Origin of the sequence: Nannocystis exedens (assembly GCF_002343915.1) — a bacterium.
Lineage (GTDB): Bacteria > Myxococcota_A > Polyangia > Nannocystales > Nannocystaceae > Nannocystis > Nannocystis exedens.
The window spans coordinates 382,651-399,064 of record NZ_NETK01000001.1; the positions used below are offsets into that span (position 1 = coordinate 382,651).

At 73.8% G+C, this 16,414-nt stretch carries 16 protein-coding genes; 10 read left to right on the forward strand and 6 right to left on the reverse strand.

Annotation, left to right across the window (positions count from 1 at the left end):
* Positions 1 to 109: 109 nt before the first annotated feature.
* Both NAEX_RS01425 and NAEX_RS01430 read right to left on the reverse strand, forming a co-directional pair.
* On the reverse strand, positions 110 to 1,054 hold the full coding sequence (locus tag NAEX_RS01425) for a M56 family metallopeptidase (RefSeq protein ID WP_096325726.1): 945 nt from the start codon (positions 1,052 to 1,054) through the stop codon (positions 110 to 112).
* Between the two features lies 1 nt (position 1,055).
* Entirely contained in the window at positions 1,056 to 1,451 is a 396-nt protein-coding gene (locus tag NAEX_RS01430) for a BlaI/MecI/CopY family transcriptional regulator (protein WP_096325727.1), read from the reverse strand.
* A 24-nt stretch (positions 1,452 to 1,475) separates the two neighbouring features.
* Here NAEX_RS01430 and lspA point away from each other — a divergent pair, with 24 nt between their 5' ends.
* Positions 1,476 to 2,003 carry a signal peptidase II gene (gene lspA, locus NAEX_RS01435; RefSeq protein WP_096325728.1) on the forward strand — a complete coding sequence of 176 codons (528 nt, stop codon included), beginning with the start codon at positions 1,476 to 1,478 and terminating at the stop codon, positions 2,001 to 2,003.
* Positions 2,004 to 2,116: 113 nt separating this feature from the next.
* Here lspA and NAEX_RS01440 read toward each other — a convergent pair whose 3' ends face one another.
* The 4 genes from NAEX_RS01440 to NAEX_RS01455 all read right to left on the reverse strand — a co-directional run bounded on the left by NAEX_RS01440 (position 2,117) and on the right by NAEX_RS01455 (position 6,811).
* Positions 2,117 to 3,223 (reverse strand): DUF3089 domain-containing protein, encoded by a 1,107-nt coding sequence (locus tag NAEX_RS01440; protein ID WP_096325729.1) that lies wholly within the window; start codon positions 3,221 to 3,223, stop codon positions 2,117 to 2,119.
* A 278-nt stretch (positions 3,224 to 3,501) separates the two neighbouring features.
* Positions 3,502 to 4,797, reverse strand: a complete 1,296-nt coding sequence (locus NAEX_RS01445) for a hypothetical protein (protein WP_096325730.1) — start codon at positions 4,795 to 4,797, stop codon at positions 3,502 to 3,504.
* A gap of 203 nt (positions 4,798 to 5,000) precedes the next feature.
* Positions 5,001 to 6,089, reverse strand: coding sequence for a glycosyltransferase (locus tag NAEX_RS01450; protein WP_096325731.1), 1,089 nt, complete (start codon positions 6,087 to 6,089; stop codon positions 5,001 to 5,003).
* Complete coding sequence (locus NAEX_RS01455; RefSeq protein ID WP_096333484.1) at positions 6,086 to 6,811, reverse strand: class I SAM-dependent methyltransferase; 726 nt, start codon at positions 6,809 to 6,811, stop codon at positions 6,086 to 6,088. Before NAEX_RS01455 ends, NAEX_RS01450 begins: the two co-directional genes overlap by 4 nt.
* 139 nt (positions 6,812 to 6,950) lie before the next feature.
* Between NAEX_RS01455 and NAEX_RS01460 the strand changes: the two genes are divergently transcribed.
* The 9 genes from NAEX_RS01460 to NAEX_RS01500 all read left to right on the forward strand — a co-directional run bounded on the left by NAEX_RS01460 (position 6,951) and on the right by NAEX_RS01500 (position 16,340).
* Entirely contained in the window at positions 6,951 to 8,114 is a 1,164-nt protein-coding gene (locus NAEX_RS01460) for an imelysin family protein (protein ID WP_096325732.1), read from the forward strand.
* Positions 8,115 to 8,122: 8 nt separating this feature from the next.
* A complete protein-coding gene (locus NAEX_RS01465) occupies positions 8,123 to 9,499 on the forward strand; it encodes a di-heme oxidoreductase family protein (protein WP_096325733.1) in 1,377 nt (458 codons plus the stop codon).
* A gap of 29 nt (positions 9,500 to 9,528) precedes the next feature.
* Positions 9,529 to 10,596: an imelysin family protein gene (locus NAEX_RS01470; protein ID WP_096325734.1), complete on the forward strand. Its 1,068-nt coding sequence runs from the start codon at positions 9,529 to 9,531 to the stop codon at positions 10,594 to 10,596.
* Between the two features lie 229 nt (positions 10,597 to 10,825).
* Entirely contained in the window at positions 10,826 to 12,160 is a 1,335-nt protein-coding gene (locus NAEX_RS01475; RefSeq protein ID WP_275937591.1) for an HTTM domain-containing protein, read from the forward strand.
* 117 nt (positions 12,161 to 12,277) lie between these two features.
* Entirely contained in the window at positions 12,278 to 13,009 is a 732-nt protein-coding gene (locus tag NAEX_RS01480; RefSeq protein ID WP_096325735.1) for a hypothetical protein, read from the forward strand.
* Positions 13,010 to 13,309: 300 nt separating this feature from the next.
* Positions 13,310 to 13,984, forward strand: a complete 675-nt coding sequence (locus NAEX_RS01485) for a winged helix-turn-helix transcriptional regulator (RefSeq protein WP_096325736.1) — start codon at positions 13,310 to 13,312, stop codon at positions 13,982 to 13,984.
* Positions 13,981 to 14,796, forward strand: coding sequence for a hypothetical protein (locus NAEX_RS01490; RefSeq protein ID WP_096325737.1), 816 nt, complete (start codon positions 13,981 to 13,983; stop codon positions 14,794 to 14,796). Before NAEX_RS01485 ends, NAEX_RS01490 begins: the two co-directional genes overlap by 4 nt.
* A gap of 218 nt (positions 14,797 to 15,014) precedes the next feature.
* Positions 15,015 to 15,707: an HPP family protein gene (locus NAEX_RS54310; RefSeq protein ID WP_420814107.1), complete on the forward strand. Its 693-nt coding sequence runs from the start codon at positions 15,015 to 15,017 to the stop codon at positions 15,705 to 15,707.
* Between the two features lie 54 nt (positions 15,708 to 15,761).
* On the forward strand, positions 15,762 to 16,340 hold the full coding sequence (locus tag NAEX_RS01500; protein ID WP_096325739.1) for a hypothetical protein: 579 nt from the start codon (positions 15,762 to 15,764) through the stop codon (positions 16,338 to 16,340).
* Positions 16,341 to 16,414 lie beyond the last annotated feature (74 nt).

Genomic DNA, 16,414 nt, shown 5'->3' on the forward strand with positions numbered 1-16,414 from the left:
CCGCCTCGCCCGTCCTCCCTCGATCAGCCCGAGCTCCACAACCCATCAGCCCTTCACCCATCGCTTCAGGCCACCGACCCGCCCCACCTGTCTCTTCAGACATCTACCATCATTCCGCAACCCGCCGCTCGCTCGCCCGCCGCGACGCGCCGCCCGCCCCCGGCTCCTCGGCCGAGCGCGCCTCGCAGGCCGTCACCATCGTCGCCAGCACCAGCGCCGCCCCGATCAGCCGCGGCACGCCCCAGCGCAGCTCGCCGGGCTCCCGGCTGCGGATCCGCCGGACATCGAGCACCCCTCGCACGCGCGCGCGCAGCCCGTCGGCGGCGACCCGTCCGGCCCGCTCGAGCTGCGCGCGAGCCACCGCCACCAATTGCGCCGCGTAGCTCGACGACGGGATCCCGGTGCGCAGCGCCGCATCGTCGGCCGCGTCCTCGGCGTGGGCCCGCAGCCGCCGCAGCGCCCACCAGGCCAGGGGATCGGGCCAGTAGATCGCCCGCGCCAGCCCGCCCGCCAGCGCCATCAGACAATCGCCGCGGGCCACGTGGGCCAGCTCGTGGGCCAGCAGCGCCCGTCGCTCGGCCGGCGGCGCTTCCAGCATCGCCGCCGGCACCACCACGATCGGCTGCCAGATCCCCACCACCATCGGCGTGCGCGCCGAAGCGCACGCGCGCAGCTCCACCCGCGGTCCTCCGGCGAACTCGAGCGCCGTCTCGTGCCACGGACCCGCCACCATCGGCGCGCCCTCCAGCGCTCGCCGGCGCGCCAGCGCGTGCCCGCGGACCAGCCGCACCAGCAACGACGTCGCCCCGATCGCCCACACCGCCAGCAGCCCCGCCGCCAGCCCGTCCGGCAGCCGCAGCCCCGACGCCGCCAGCGCCAGTCGCGGCAGCGGCAGCACCAGCGCCACCGCGATCGCCAGCGCCCAGATCTGCCGCCGCACCGCCGCGCTGCGCCGGCGCGCGCACATGTCCAGAAGGCCAGCCGAGGCGAACACCAGCGCCCCCACCAGCTCGAGCGAGCCGAGCCACAGCGCCGCCGCCGACGCGTCCGTCACCTCAGCGGCCCTCCTTGCGCGCCTGCTCGATCATCGCCCCGAGCTCGTCGAGCTCCTCGCGCGACAGCTCGCGGCCGTCGAGGTCGAGCAGGGCCGCCACCGCGTCGCTGGCGGAGCCGCCGAAGAACGTATCGACCACGTGGGCCAGCGCCGACGTGGCCACGCGATCGCGCGGGCGCGTCGGCGCGTACACGTACGTCGGGCCGTCCTGCGTGTGCCGCAGGTGGCCCTTGTCCTCGAGCACCTTCACCAGCGCTCGCACCGCCGAGTACGTCGGCGGATCGGGCAGCTCGTCGAGCACCTCGCGGATGGTCGCCTGCCCGCGCCGGTAGACGATGTCCATGATCTGCCGCTCACGCCGGCTCAGCGGATCGAGGTCGGGCTTGCGTCGCGTCATCCCGTGTGCTGTTTTTCTAGCACGATGCTAAAAAACCAGCAAGTCCCTGCCAGTCCGCGTCGATGGGCCCTGCTCGCCCTCTCCGGCGCCGGCGCGCTCGCGCTCGACCTGTGGACCAAGCAATGGGTGTGGGACCACCTGCGGCCGAGCGGTCGGGCCCTCGTCGTCATCGATCCGCTGCTCGAGCTCGCCTTCGCCTACAACCGCGGCAGCGCCTTCGGCCTGGTGCGGCGGCTCGACTACCCCTACGTCCTGCTCGCCGTCACCGTCTTGATGATCGGCTGGATCGTTCTCACCGCCCGCGCCCCCCACGGCACGCGCCTGCGCTTCGTCGCCGGCGGCCTCATCGCCGGCGGCGCGCTCGGCAACCTCCACGACCGCCTGTTCCGCGTCGACGCCCTCGGCCACCGCGGCGTCGTCGACTTCATCAAGGTCAACTACCCCTGGGGCGGCAGCTGGCCGAGCTTCAACCTCGCCGACGCCGCCCTCGTGATCGGCGTCGTCCTGCTCGTCTGGGACCTGCGCGCCCGCAAGCCCGCGGCCGACGCCTGAGCATCGGCGAGCAGCCGCGGTCCGCCCGCCAGCCTGTCCCTTCGACCAGCCTGCGACGCAGCGCCGTCCGGCCGTTCGGTTCGCCTGTCCTTTCGACCAGCCTCGTCCTCTCCTCAGCCCTGGCTCGCCAGGAACGCCTTCGCCCGCGCCGCCGCGTTCGCGCGCAGGTCGAGCCAGAACAGCCCGTACTCGATCGCGTGGTAGTTGCCGGCCCCGAGCGCGTGGTCGAGCAGGCGGCTCATGAAGTCGCGCGGCACCGTCCCGGACAGCTCCACCCGCAGCGTCCCCGCCTCGCAGCGCGCGCCGACGAATTCGGGCCGCGGCCGCGGCTTCGCGCCGCTGCTGTCCCAAAAGACAGCCCCGAGCCCGCCGCGCGCCGGCGCCTCGTCGGCGCGCCACGTCAGCGGATTGACGCACACCCGGCGGTGCGGCGGCGCGTCGGGCGGCGGCGGCGGGTTCTCGACGAACTCGATGCCCCCGACGTAGTCCGGCCCGCGCGCGTTGAAGGCCACCACGCAGCCGGTCTGCTCCGCCGACGCGCACACCGGCAGGTCGCCCAGCGCCTCGTGCGTGATCGGCCCGCCGATCAGGTACGCCGCCACCAGCTGACCTCGCAGCGGCCCCGGCGCGATCACCTCGCGCAGCAGCCGGAGCCCGACGAACGCGCCCTGGCTGTGGGCCGCGAGGATGAACGGCCGCCCGTGGTTGTCGTGCTCGAGGTAGTGCCGAAACGCCGCGATCGCGTCGTCGCCGGCCAGCCCGATCGCCGCCGCCCCGTCGGCGCTGGCCGTCGTGAAGGCCGTCATGTTGGCCTGGCGGTAGCGCGGCGCGAACACCCGACAGCAGCCGTTGAACGCGCTCGCCTGGATCCGCGTCGACCCGGCGTCGGTCGCCTCGTTGACGGTCGCGTCGTCGACGCGAGCGTTCCACGCGGCGCCGAGGAACGACGTCGGGTGGAGGTAGAACACGTCGACCGCGGGGTCCGCCGCGATCGCCACGCCCTCGACCTCCGCGTCGGCCGCGTCCGCCGTCTCCGGCCGCGCGCTCCACGACGCCGGCTGCCCGTAATCCGGCGGAGGCGGCGTATCGGCCGGGTCGAACGGCACCCCCGGCGCCGCCATCGCCAGCACGATGTCGCCGAGGTACACCCACCCGATCACCAGCCCCACCGGCAGCAGCGCCGCGACGGAGAGCAGGATCCATCGCCCGCGCCGGATCATCGCCGCGCTCCGTGCTGCTGCGGCGTCCCGGCGGGCAGTGGAGCTGTCTCCGGGGACAGGTCGCACCTCACCCCGAACTCACACCACCAGCCCTGCCCCGCGCCCACCGATGCGAGGCCCCGGCCGGCGCCCTGGAGCGCGCGCGGCACCCCGGCCGCGCGCCGTTCCTGCGGATCGAAGTCGAGCCCGGGTCGCGTCATGGGGGGTGCTGTTTTTTTAGCACGCCACCGACACACCGGCAAGCTGGCTTCGCCCGCGGCCCCGACCCGCCGACGCGCTCAGTTCGTCGTCAGCGTCAGCGAGAACACCGCGTCACCGAGGACCTCGTTGAGGTCGAGCCACAGCTCGCCGGCGACGTACAGCCCGTACGCGTCGTCGACGAACACGAGCTGCTCGGCGATCCCCGAGGAGATCGGCGTGGTGCCGGCGCGGACGCTGCCGGTCGACACCTTCAGCTTCAGTTCGCCGTAGGGGAACCGGACCTCGCCGGTCGACTGATCGAGCGTCGCCCGGGCCGGCTGCGCCAACCGGACCCGCAGATCTTCGACGATGAAGCCGCTCGTATTGAACTCGCCCGTGAGCTCGCGCGGGCCGACGACGAGCTCGCGGATCGTCAGCTCGCAGTCGTGGTTGACGCAGGCCCCGACGTCGTAGTCGACCACCCCGGCGAACGCCTCGCTCTGGGCGCGGTCGGTGCCGACCTCGAGCTCGCCGACGGCGCCGAACGGCGTCGCGTTGACCAGCGCCATCGGCCCGCCGAAGAAGCACTCGGTGCCGGGGTTGGCGGCGATCTCCGGGGTCGAGGTGGCGAAGGCGCTGCACAGGAACTCCGGGTTCCAGTCCTTCTCGCCGCCGCTGTTGGCGGCCTCCGTGTTGTAGACGGCGTTCATCGTGTTGCACACCGCCTCGCACTTGGTCCTCGCCGCCGCCTGGTCGGTCGCGTACACGCAGGTGGGATCGTCGTACGATATCCAGTAGGTCGACAGATCGCCGTCGTCGGTCATCACGCCGCTGATCTGATCGGAGCCGAGGCACTTCCAGATGTCCGACAGCGTGTCCGCGGAGCCGCCGTCGCACAGGCCGCCCGGGGCCCAGAGCGCGTCGAAATTGTCCGGGCACCAGCTCAGCTCGTCCCAGCCGTAGCCCTGCTTGGGGAACCACTCGTTCCACCCCGAGATCTGGGACCCGCACATGCCGCAATCGCTGCAAGCGACGTTGGCCCAATCGACTTCGACGATGCCGTCGTAGTCGGTGGAGGGATCGCAGACCCCGACCTCCTCGAGCCCGCCGTCGGAGTCGAGGTCGATCATCGTCGGGACGTTCCGCGGGTCGGGGTAGTCCCACGGGGTCCCGCCGAGCCCCCTCGCGCACAGCGCGTTGCGCAGGTAGTAGCTGCGCTGCGGACAGTCGAAGGTGCTCTTGTGGACGCAGAGCAGCGGGTCGTCGCTGCGCTCGGGGTCGCAATCGATGATGTAGCCGTCCCACGTCGGCGGCGGCGGCTCGTAGCTGCAGGCGAGGAGCGACGCGGCGAGCGAGGCGAGGAGGGAGAGCGGAATCGGGTAGGTCGATGACATGGCAGGTTCTGCTGCCGGTAGTGACCCGACCGCCGCTCTGGTTCACGCGCCGTTCGATCCGCGGACGGCGGCATCTCCGCGGCCCGCCGGCTCACGCAACGGGCGGCCCGCGCCCCGCGAGCGGCCCCAAAAAAACCCCGTCGCTCGGCCTGCCGCCCCTCCCCCGCGGCGCCCCCGGCTCGCCGGCGCCCGACCTTCGCCGCTCAGGCTCCCTGCGCCAGCGCCTGCGACAGCGCCTGCGCCAACGCCTGCGGCGCGCCGGGCCGCACCAGCGCCGTCTCCGGGTACAGGTCGCGCATCAGCTCCGGGATCCCCCCGACCGCGGTGGCCACCACCGGCAGCCCGTACCGCTTCGCCTCCGCGATCACCAGCGGCGCGCCCTCGGACAGCCCGCCGATCTCGCGCGACGGCACGCACAGCAGCGTCGCGCGGCGGTACAGCGCCTCTTTCTCCGCCCCCTCGACGAACCCGTGGAAGCGCGCGTCGAGCCGCAGGCCCTCCGCCATCCCCTGCAGGCGGCGCCGCTCGGGCCCGTCGCCGGCGATCGCCAGGCGCGGCCTCTGGGGCATCAGCGCCGCCGCGCGCAGCAGGTCGTCGACCCCCTTCTGCTTGATCAGGCGCCCGAGGAACAGCACCTCGTTGCCTGCTCGTTCAGACATGTCCGCCACGACATGCTCTTCGGGACCTGGCCCCTCGGCCACGCTGCCGACCATCGTCTCGACCCGCAGCGGCGGCGGGCCCGGCCAGGCCGCCGCCACGCGGGCCAGCTTCTCGGCCGACGGCAGCGCCACGCTCTCGGCCTGGGCCAGCGCGGTCAGGGCCGCCTCGCGCAGCGGCCCCGGCAAGCGCAGCAGCAGGTCGACGTCCGTCCCGTGGCCGTACAGCTCGCACGGCACGCGGGCCGCCCGCGCGGCCTCGGCCGCCAGCCAGCCGCACGGCAGCAGCATGTGGGCCGCGATCTTGTCGGGACAAAACGCCCGGATCTCCCGCTGCAGCGCCCGCTGCAGCGCCGCCACGAACGGCAGCACCAGCAGCGCCCGCCACGGCTTGTCGCGGATGTTCTCGAGGATCCCGAACTGCCCCGTCAGCGACGACAGCCCGGTCGGCGCGTAGGCGAAGCGGACCACCTCGCACGGCGACGGCAGCGCCCCGCGGACCCACGCGGTCCGCGGGACCAGGAACCGCACCGTATCGCCGGCGGTGGCGCGCGCCTCCCAGTGGCGGAGGATGAAGCGACCGCGCGGGTCGCCGGACCACTGCGGGAAGGTCGTCGTGACGACCAGGACCCTCACAGCTTCTCCGCCACGAACACGTAGAACCCGGCCAGCGCGGCCAGCGGGCTCTCCATCAGCGCCCACTCGACGCGGTCGTGGACCTTGCCGATCACGGGCAAGCGGCAGACCACCGGGTGCGGCGTCGTGATGCGGATGCCGGCGCGGGCGACCACGCGGGTGTCGGGCGGCAGCACGCTCGCGGCCTCGGCCGGGCTGAGGAAGCGGGTCGAGATCGCCGCCTCGTCGTAGCTCCGCGACGTCTTGCGCGGGCCCCACAGCCGCTTGATGAGGTAGCGCAGCGAGTTGCGGTTGTAGATGTCGAAGATGATGTGGCCGCCCGGCCGGGTCACCCGCGCCATCTCCTGCAGGCAGCGCTCCCAGCCCGGCACGTGGGCCAGCACCTTGAAAGAGTAGGTCACGTCGAAGCTGGCGTCGGGGAACGGCAGGTCGGTCGCGCTGCCCTCCTGCACGTCGAGCCCGCGGCTCCTGGCGTGCTCCAGCATCCCGGGCGACAGGTCGACCCCCTTGGCCGAGCGGGCGACCGTGGCCACCCGCTGGAGGATGAGCCCCGTCCCGCAGCCGACCTCCAGCGCGTCCTTGCCGGCGGCGTAGCGGCTGACGATGGCAGCCGCCTGGTCGTCGATGAGCTTGTGGTACCCGCGATCGCGGCCGTGGTCGTAGCCGGCCGAGAAAGCGTCGTAATAGTTACGGTTCTGTGAAGTATCGGCGGTCGCCGCCATGGCCGGCACCATAGCCGCGGCCCTGGCGTGCGTCCAGGCACCGCCCGGCGACGTTGACATTGAAAACGACTTTCAGTATCCCAGCCCCATCGCCAACGCGCCTCGCGCTGGCGCGCCTCACGGACCGGAAGCCCCACGCATGCGCCGCTCGCTCCTCGCCCTCTGCCTCCTCCCCGCCTGCACCAACACATCCGCCACCGGCTGGGACGACGAGTCGTTCCGGGCCGAGGCGCAGAACGTGGTCGACCGCTACGCCGAGCTCGTCTCGGCCGCCTACGAGAAGTCGAGCCGCGGGGCCGAGCAGATGGACAGCGCGCTGCAGGCGTTCGTCGCCGCGCCCTCGGCCGACACGCTCGAGGCCACCAAGACCGCCTGGCTCGGCGCGCGCGACGACTACGGCCTGACCGAGGTGTTCCGCTTCTACAACGGCCCGATCGACGCCGCGCCGGACGAGCTCGAGGGCCGGATCAACGCCTGGCCGATGGACGAGGCGTACATCGACTACGTCGAGGGCATGCCCGACGTCGGCCTGATCAACGACCTCGCCGGCTACCCGGAGCTCACGCGCGACGTGCTGATCGAGCGCAACGGCGCCAAGGGCGAGGACAGCATCTCGACCGGCTGGCACGCGATCGAGTTCCTGCTGTGGGGCCAGGACCTGAGCGCCGACGGCCCGGGCGCGCGCCCGTGGACCGACTACGTCGACGGGGCCGAGGCCACCGCCGAGAACCAGGACCGCCGGCGCCAGTACCTCACCCTGGCGAGCGAGCTGCTGCTCGACGACCTCGCGCGCGTCGCCGACGCCTGGTCCGAAGGCCAGGCCAACTACCGCGCCGACTTCGTCGCCCAGGACCCCAAGGAGGCGATCACCAAGATCCTCCTCGGCATGGCCAGCCTCAGCGGCGCCGAGCTCGCCGGCGAGCGCATGACCGTCGCCTACGACACGCGCGAGCAGGAGGACGAGCACTCCTGCTTCAGCGACAACACCCACAAGGACCTGCTGGCCAACATCCAGGGCATCGAGGACGTCTACCTCGGCCGCATCGACGGCCAGGCCGGCGCCAGTTTGTCGAGCCTCGTCGCCCGCATCGACGCCGACGTCGACGCCGTCGCCACCGCCAAGCTGCAGGCCGCCGTCGCCGCGGTGAAGGCGATCCCCGCCCCGTTCGACAACGCGATCCAGGCCGCCGACGGCAGCCCGGAGCGCGCCGCCGTCAAGGCCGCCATCGACAGCCTCAAGGAGGCGACCGACGCCCTGGTCGCGGTCGCGGACGCGCTCGAGATCGAGCTCAACCTGGAGTAGACTCGGACGTGCGCCGCCTGCCTGTCCTTTTGGCCCTGTTCTTCGGGGCATCCTGTGACGACCCCGCCCCGGCGCTCGAGCCGGGCGAGGAGCTGGCCGGCGGCGACACCACGATCCGCGACGAGAGCCCGAACGCCTTCTCGTACAGCGCCCGCAACATGAGCTTCGAGCGGCGCCAGCGGTTCGTCGTCGGCAACTCGTTCTTCAACAAGAACTGGGTCGTCGCCCCGGCCTCGACCGCCGGGCGCGACGGCCTCGGCCCGACCTTCAACGCCCGCTCGTGCTCGGCCTGCCACTTCAAGGACGGCCGCGGCCGCCCGCCCGAGGGCGACGAGGCGTTCGCCAGCATGCTCCTGCGCCTGGCCGTCCCCGGCGAGGGCCTCCACGGCGGCCCGCGCGACGTCCCCGGCTACGGCGACCAGCTGCAGCCGAACGGCATCGAGGGGGTCGCCGGCGAGGCTGTCCCGAAGGTCACGTGGGTCGAGCAGCCGGGCGCCTTCGCCGACGGCGAGCCGTACAGCCTGCGCGTCCCGACCTACAGCCTCGAGGACCCGGCCTACGGCCCGCTCCCGCCCGACCTCCTGATCTCGCCGCGGGTCGCCCCGGTGATGATCGGCATGGGCCTGCTCGAGGCCATCCCCGCGGCCGACATCGTCGCCCGCGAGGACCCCGACGACGCCGACGGCGACGGCATCTCCGGCCGCGCCAACTACGTGTGGGACCTGGCCGCCGAGGCCGCCGTGCTCGGCCGCTTCGGCTGGAAGGCCAACCAGCCGACCGTCGCCCAGCAGACGGCCGGGGCCTTCCTCGGCGACATGGGCCTGACGACCGACATGTTCCCGCTCGAGAACTGTCCCGAAGGCCAGGCCGAGTGCGCCGCCGCCCCGCACGGCGGCGCCCCCGAGGTCTCCGCCGACCTGCTCGACGACGTCATCTTTTACAGCGCCACGCTGGCCGTGCCGGCCCGCCGCGACGCCGGCGCCCCCGAGGTCCTGCGCGGCAAGCAGGTGTTCCTCGCCGCCGGCTGCGCCGACTGCCACGTCCCGCGCCACCGCACCGCCGACGACGCGGCGCTCGAGGAGGTCCGCGGCCAGACGATCTGGCCGTACACCGACCTCCTCCTGCACGACATGGGCGACGCGCTCGGCGACGGCCGCCGCGACTACCTCGCCAGCGGCAACGAGTGGCGCACCCCGCCGCTGTGGGGCATCGGCCTGGTCGAGACCGTCAACGGCCACACCACCTTCCTCCACGACGGGCGCGCCCGCTCGCTGATGGAGGCCGTCCTGTGGCACGGCGGCGAGGCCGAGGCGGCCCGCGAGGCCGTCCGCGCCCTCCCCGCGGACGAGCGCGCGGCCCTCGTCGCCTTCCTGGAGTCGCTGTGACCGGTCTCTCTCGCCATGTCCTTTTGACCATGCTCTTCGGGGCAGGTGCCGGCACGCTCGTCGGCTTCGCCTGCGGCGGCGGCGACGACTCGCGCCCGGCCGTGCTCGAGCACGTCGCCCGCGAGGTCGCGGTGCCGGCCTTCGCCGCCCTGCACGAGCGGGCCGAGGCGACGGTCGCCGCCATCGACGCCCTCTGCGCCGGCCCCGACGCCACCACCCTCGCCGCCGCCCAGGACGCCTGGTCGGAAGGGCGCGACGCCTGGGCCCGCGTGCTCCCGTTCGGCTTCGGCCCGCTGCCGCCCGAGCTCAACGCCCTCGACTTCTGGCCCGTGCGCGTCGACACCGTCGAGGAGGCGGTCGCCGGCGCCCCCGACGCGGCCGACGCCGCCTACCTCGGCACCCTCGGCGTCAGCGCCAAGGGCATGCCCGCGCTCGAGTACCTGCTGTGGGGCGAGGCGGAGGGGGCCGCCCTCGCCGCCCTGCAGGCCGAAGGCGGCGCCCGCCGCTGCGGCTACGCGCGCGCCCTGGCGGCCGACATCGCCGCCCGCACCGACGCCGTGGCCGCCGCGTGGTCGGGCGAGTACGCCGACGCCCTCGCCTCGGCGGGCAGCGGCAGCGCCGTCTACGACTCGCTCAAGGCCGGCCTCGACGAGGTCGTCAACAAGTCGATCGACGCCTGCCTGACGATGGTCAAGGGCAAGCTCGACAACCCGCTCGGCAACCTCACCGGCGCCGCCGAGGACCCGAGCCTGATGGAGTCGCGCTTCTCCGGCCGCACCCGCGCCGACCTGCAGGCCAACCTCGCCGGCGTGTGGGCCGTCTACCACGGCGCCGATCCGGAGGCGCCCGCGGCCGGCATCTCGGTCCTCGTCCGCGAGCTCGACCCCGCGCTCGACGACCGCGTGCGGACGCAGTACGCCCGCGCCGGCGAGGTCCTGGCCGCCGTCCCCGAGCCGATGACCGCCGCCCTCGTCGCCGACCGCACCGCCGTCCAGCTCGCGCGCGACGAGCTCGACACCTTCCGCCGCCTGCTCAAGCTCGACGTCGCCAGCACCCTCGGCGTCACCCTCGCGCTCAGCGACAACGACGGCGACTGACCCGAAGGACATGTCCGACCGCGACCGCAGCTCGCCCGCTCCGGTCCCGGGGCCGGCCTCCCATGCCCCGAGCGACATGTCCTCCGGGACATCCGCCCGCTCGCCCCGCCTCGGCGGCCCGTCCGCCGCGGCTCCGAGTCCCTCGGCCCCACCCGCCCCGAGCGACATGTCCTCCCGGGCACCCGCGCCGGAGGCCACCGAAGCGCCCTCGCCCGCGGTCCCGAGCGACATGTCCTCCCGGGCAGGCGCACCGACCCCGCCCCCCGCCGCCTCTTCGCCCCTGCTCCGCGCCCTGCTCGCCCCGGTCGACGCGGCCGGCCTGCACGCGTTCCGGATCGGCTTCGGCCTGCTGATGTTCGCCGGCACCGTCCGCTTCGCCGCGCGCGGGTGGATCCACCAGCTCTACGTCGATCCGAGCTACCACTTCCACTACTGGGGCTTCGAGTGGCTCGCGCCCCTGCCCGAGGCCGGCATGATCGCCGTGTTCGTCGCCCAGGGCGCCCTCGCGCTGCTGGTCGCCGCGGGCGTGTGCTACCGGCCGGCGATCGCCCTGTTCTTCGTCCTCTTCACCTACGTCGAGCTGCTCGACAAGGCGACCTACCTCAACCACTACTACTTCGTCAGCGTCGTCGCCCTGCTGATGATCGCCCTGCCGCTGGACCGGCGCGTCGCCGTCGCCCCGTCCTGGGCGCTGTGGGCCGTGCGGCTGCAGGTCGGCCTGGTCTACTTCTTCGCCGGCCTGGCCAAGCTGCGCCCCGACTGGCTGCTGCACGCCCAGCCGCTCAAGCTGTGGCTGGCCGCGCGCGCCGACTTCCCGCTGATCGGCGGCCTGTTGCGCCGGCCCGAGACCGCCCACCTCATGAGCTGGGCCGGCGCCGCCTTCGACCTCTCGGCCCCGTTCCTGCTGCTGCACCCGCGCACGCGCCCGTTCGCCTACGCCGGCGTGCTCGTGTTCCACGGCCTCACCGGCGCCCTGTTCCCCGCGATCGGCATGTTCCCGTGGCTGATGGCCGCCGCCGCCCTGGTGTTCTTCCCGCCCGACTGGCCGCGACGGCTGTCGCATCGACTGTCCCCGAGGACATGCCCCCGGGGACCCGACCTTTCGGCCATGTCATTCTCGGCCCGCCCGCTGCTGCTCGGCGCCCTCGCCGTCCACTTCGCCGTCCAGCTCGCGCTGCCGCTGCGCCGCTTCGCCTACCCCGGCGACACCGCCTGGACCGAGGAGGGCTTCCGGTTCGCCTGGCAGGTCATGCTGGTCGAGAAGGTCGGCAGCGTCGTCTACCGCGTGCGCGACCCGGGCAGCGGCCGCGAGCGCCTGGTCGACCCCGAGCCGGCGCTGACGGCCCAGCAGGCCAAGCAGATGGCCTTTCAGCCCGACATGATCCTCGAGTACGCCCACCACCTCGCCGCCCGCACCCCCGGCGCCGAGGTCCGGGCCGACGTCTTCGTCACCTACAACGGCCGCCCCGCGGCCCGCCTCGTCGACCCCGACGTCGATCTCGCGCGCGAACGCGACGGCCTGCGGCCGAAGCCGTGGATCTTGCCCGCACCGCCGCGACCGTGAACGCCGAACCTCGCCTCCCCCCCCACCACCGAACCCGGACCGGCGCTCCGCACGTCGGACCCGGTCGATTCGAGCTCTTCTTCCGCAGCCTTCGGCCCGCGTAGTATCCTCGGCGCCGTGCCAGCCGTTCGTCTCCGCGCCGTCCTCACCGTCGCCGTCGCCGCCGGGTCCGGGTTCGCGTGTCACCGGTCTTCGCCCCCGGCGCCGGTCACGAGCGACCCCGCGCCCGACGCGAACGACCCCGCGCTGCCGCCCGGAAGCCCCGCCTACAGCGCCCCGCTGTGCAGCCACGACCAGCTCCTCGGCGGCCTCGAGCCGACCCACACCAACACCCGCTTCGAGCACGCCCTCCTGCGCGAGACCGTGCTGAAGCAGACCGACACCGGCGTGCGCCCCCAGCAGTCGCAGACCCTCGCCAGCGTCGGCCTCGCCTGTCAGACCGTCACCGACGTGCCCGCCTGCGCCCGCCTGCTGGCCAGCACCGTCGCCACCACCTCGCTGTTCGCCGGCTCGAACCCGCTGCAGGTCCGCTACCTGGTCCTGCAGTCCGGCGCCAACGTGCGCCCGATCGCCACGCGGTCCCAGCTGCTCACCCTCCTCGGCGCCATCGACACCCCCGGCGAGGCCCGCCTGCTCGCCGCCACCCTCGGCGTCCAGCCGCTGTGCGGCGACGACAGCGTGCGCAGCATCGACGGCGGCTACCGCGTGATCACCAAGCGCAGCCAGGCCCAGTGCACCAACCAGTACGACGGCGTCATCGTCGACGTCGTCCGCGGCCAGCCGACGATCGTCAACACCGTCGACCTCCGCGATCGCACCCTGGCCTGCACCACCGCCCCGACCCCGTGATCCGGACATGTCCTGCGGGACATGCCGCGACACGCATGCCCTGAAGTTCAGCCACCCGCCGGACGCCGCTTTCGGACGCGCATCACCTGTCTCCGAGGACAGCTCCGGCCGCCGGGCTCTCCCTCCGGGACCTGGCGCCGCCGCCCGCGCACCCTCGTCCGCCCGCCGGGCGTCCGCGGCAATTCGACGAGCACGGCCTCCTGCGAGCCCCGGCATGCCCGCTGCGCGAAAACGCACATTCGGACTTGCAACCAGCAAGTCCGGTGCGTAACGACAAATTTCGGCTATTTTCGCCCCTGCATGGCCACCCGGAGCTACGGGAGTTACTGCGGGGTCGCCCGCGCGCTCGAGCTCGTCGGCGAGCGCTGGGCCCTGCTGATCGTCCGCGACCTCCTCGTCGGCCCGCGGCGCTTCACCGACCTCCAGCGCGGCCTCCCGCGGATCCCGACCAACGTCCTGTCCACCCGGCTCAAGGAGCTCGAGCAGGCCGACGTCGTGCGGCGGCGCCTCCTGCCGCGGCCGGGCGGCGCGATCGTCTACGAGCTCACCGATCGCGGTCGCGCGCTCGAGCCGGCGGTGCTGGCCCTCGGTCGCTGGGGCGCGCCGCTCCTGGGCGAGCCCGGCGCCGACGAGATCGTCACCGCCGACTCGCTGGTGATGGCGATCCGCACCACCTTCCACCCCGAGGCCGCGCGAGGCCTGCACCTCGGCTACGAGCTGCGCGTGGGCGACCTCGTGGTCCACGCCCGCATCGACGACGGCGCGCTCGCGGCCGCCGCGGGCCCGCTCGCCGGCGCCGACCTGGTCCTCGAGACAGAGCGAGCCCTGCGCGCGCTGATGGCCGGTGCGCTGGCCCCCGCCGACGCGATTGCCGGCGGGGCGATCCGGATCCACGGCGACCCGGCGCTGCTGGCCACGTTCGCCGCCGTGTTCCGGATCGAGCCTGCGAGCCCCGGCGCTACCTTCGAGGGATGACCCCTCGAACGCTCCTCGCGGGCGCGCTCCTGCTGTGCGCCTGTCCGAACGCACCGACGAGCGGGGGCGCGACGGTCTCGGCGACCGACGCGACCACCACCACCGACGCGAACGTCCCCGACGTGCCGACCACCAGCGCGACCACCTCGGGCAGCGCGACCCTCACCGCCTGCGAGAAGAAGGCCGTCGCCACCCAGGCGACCGCCGGCCTGCGCTGCCCCTGCGACGTCGCGCTCGGCGACTACGCGAGCGTCGACGGCTGCATCGCCGACTACGTCGCCGCCGCCGACGACTCGTGCCTGTGCGACCTCGAGGCCGACCCCGCGCACGCGGCCTACGTCGCCTGCCTGGCCGACGCCGCGGTCCAGCACCAGAGCTGCCTCGGCCCGCTGAAGTGCAGCGACGAAGCCGCCTACCTCGACTGCAACGGCCGCTACGTCGACGCAGTCGCCGCCTGCGACGACGGCGCCAAGGCCAGCGTCGGCGCCGTGTCGGTCCAGTGCAAGGGCACGCCCGCCTTCAGCTGCAGCGCCGGCGGCGTGATCTCGGCCCAGTACCTGTGCGACGGCGAACATGACTGCAAGGACATGTCCGACGAGGCCGAGGCGACCTGCACCTTCGTGTGCGCCGACGGCCAGCAGATCCTCGTGTTCAACAAGTGCGACGGCGCCCCCGACTGCGACGACATGTCCGACGAGGCCCCGGCCCTGTGCTACTTCTCGTGCGACGAGGGCCTGGAGATCCCGAAGAACTGGGTCTGCGACGGCAACCCCGACTGCGACGACAAGACCGACGAGGCCATGTGCGAGTGACCCGCGCCGTCAGGCCGCCTCGTGCATCTCCTTGAGCGGCGACCGCCTCGAGCCGGCGAAGCACCCGGTCCGCCGCGGCAGGTGAGCCCGGCGCCGCGCCCGGGGCCCGCGCCGCGATGCGGCCCGTGCTCCGACCCTCACGACGACCGCACCGAGCGCCCCCAAACACTGGGCTCGCTACAGCGCCGACGAGGCCGCGACCCGCTGCGGAGGAGGCCATGTTCACCCCTCGCGTCCTCGCCCGCCGCGACGCTCGCGGGCCCGCTCCGCGGGGCTGTCCTGCGCAGACGACACGCGCGCCTGCGCCGAACCGGGCCCCCCCTCGTCGGCCTCCCCGCCCACTTCCGCTGCCGGCGGCGACGGGCCATCCTCCCCTCGTGCCCGACCCGCTCGCTTCGCGCCTCGCCCGCGCCGCCCGCGTGAGCCTCGGCGCCGGCGTGGCCATCGCTGTCTGTTCGGCCATGGCCTTTTGGACAGCCCTGCCCTGGGTGTTCCCCTCGCTCGGCCCGACCGCCTTCCTCGCGTTCGTCGCCCCTGCGGCCCCGGCCAACCATCCGCGCCGCGTGCTCGTCGGCCACGGCGTCGCCGTCCTGTGCGGCGCCGCGGGGGTGCATCTGTTCGGCGTCGCCGACGTCCCGGCCGTGCTCACGCGCCTCGACCTCGCCCACCTCGGCGCCGTCACCTTCGCCCTCGCGGCCACCGGCGGCCTCACCGTCCTCCTCGACGCCGAGCACGCCCCTGCGGGCGCCACCACCCTGATCGTCGCGCTCGGCCTGATCCGCGACCCGCGCGACCTCGCCCTCGTCGAGGCCGCCGTGCTCGTGCTCGTGCTCGTGTGCGCGGCCCTGCGCCGCTTCGGCCTCGGTCAGCGCCCGCCCGCTCCGACCCGTCCTCCGGAACATGTCCCATAGGTCATCCTGGAGCTGCTTGGCGAGCGCCGCCCGGCCGGCGCATACTGAAGCGGGATGATTGGCTTATCGGTCCGCTTCATCGTCGTCCTCGCCGCCCTCGCCGCCTGCACCGAGCGCGACCCGCTCGACTCCGACACCGCCTCCGACTCCGCCTCGGGCAGCATGTCCGAAGGGACAGAGACGAGCGCGGGCGACGTCACGACCGCACCGCCGACGACCACCGCCGAGCCGCCCACCGGCTCGGTCCCCGGCGACCCGACCGCCCCGACCACCGCGCCCGCGACCACCGGCCCGGGCCAGCCGGAGCTCAGCCACGCCGCCCACATCCAGCCGATCTGGGACGCCAACTGCGTCGTCGGCTGCCACACGCACGGAGGCACCAGCGACGCGTGGATCGACCTCTCGGAGGACGCCTTCGCGTCGCTCGTCGAGCGGCCGTCGCTCGAGCTCCCCACGCTCATGCTCGTCGCGCCCGGCGACCTCGACGGCAGCTACCTCTGGCACAAGATCAACGGCGCCCACCTCGAGGTCGGCGGCACCGGTGTCGCCATGCCGCCGGCGCCCGCCGACCCGCTGTCGGCCGACGATATCGACACCATCGCCCAGTGGATCGTCCAGGGCTGCTCCCCCTGAGCCCGGCGAACCGCGCGCAGCCCAGGGCCCTCCGCCGCGCGCGTGCGCAAGCGCTCGCCTCGCCGCTTGCCGCG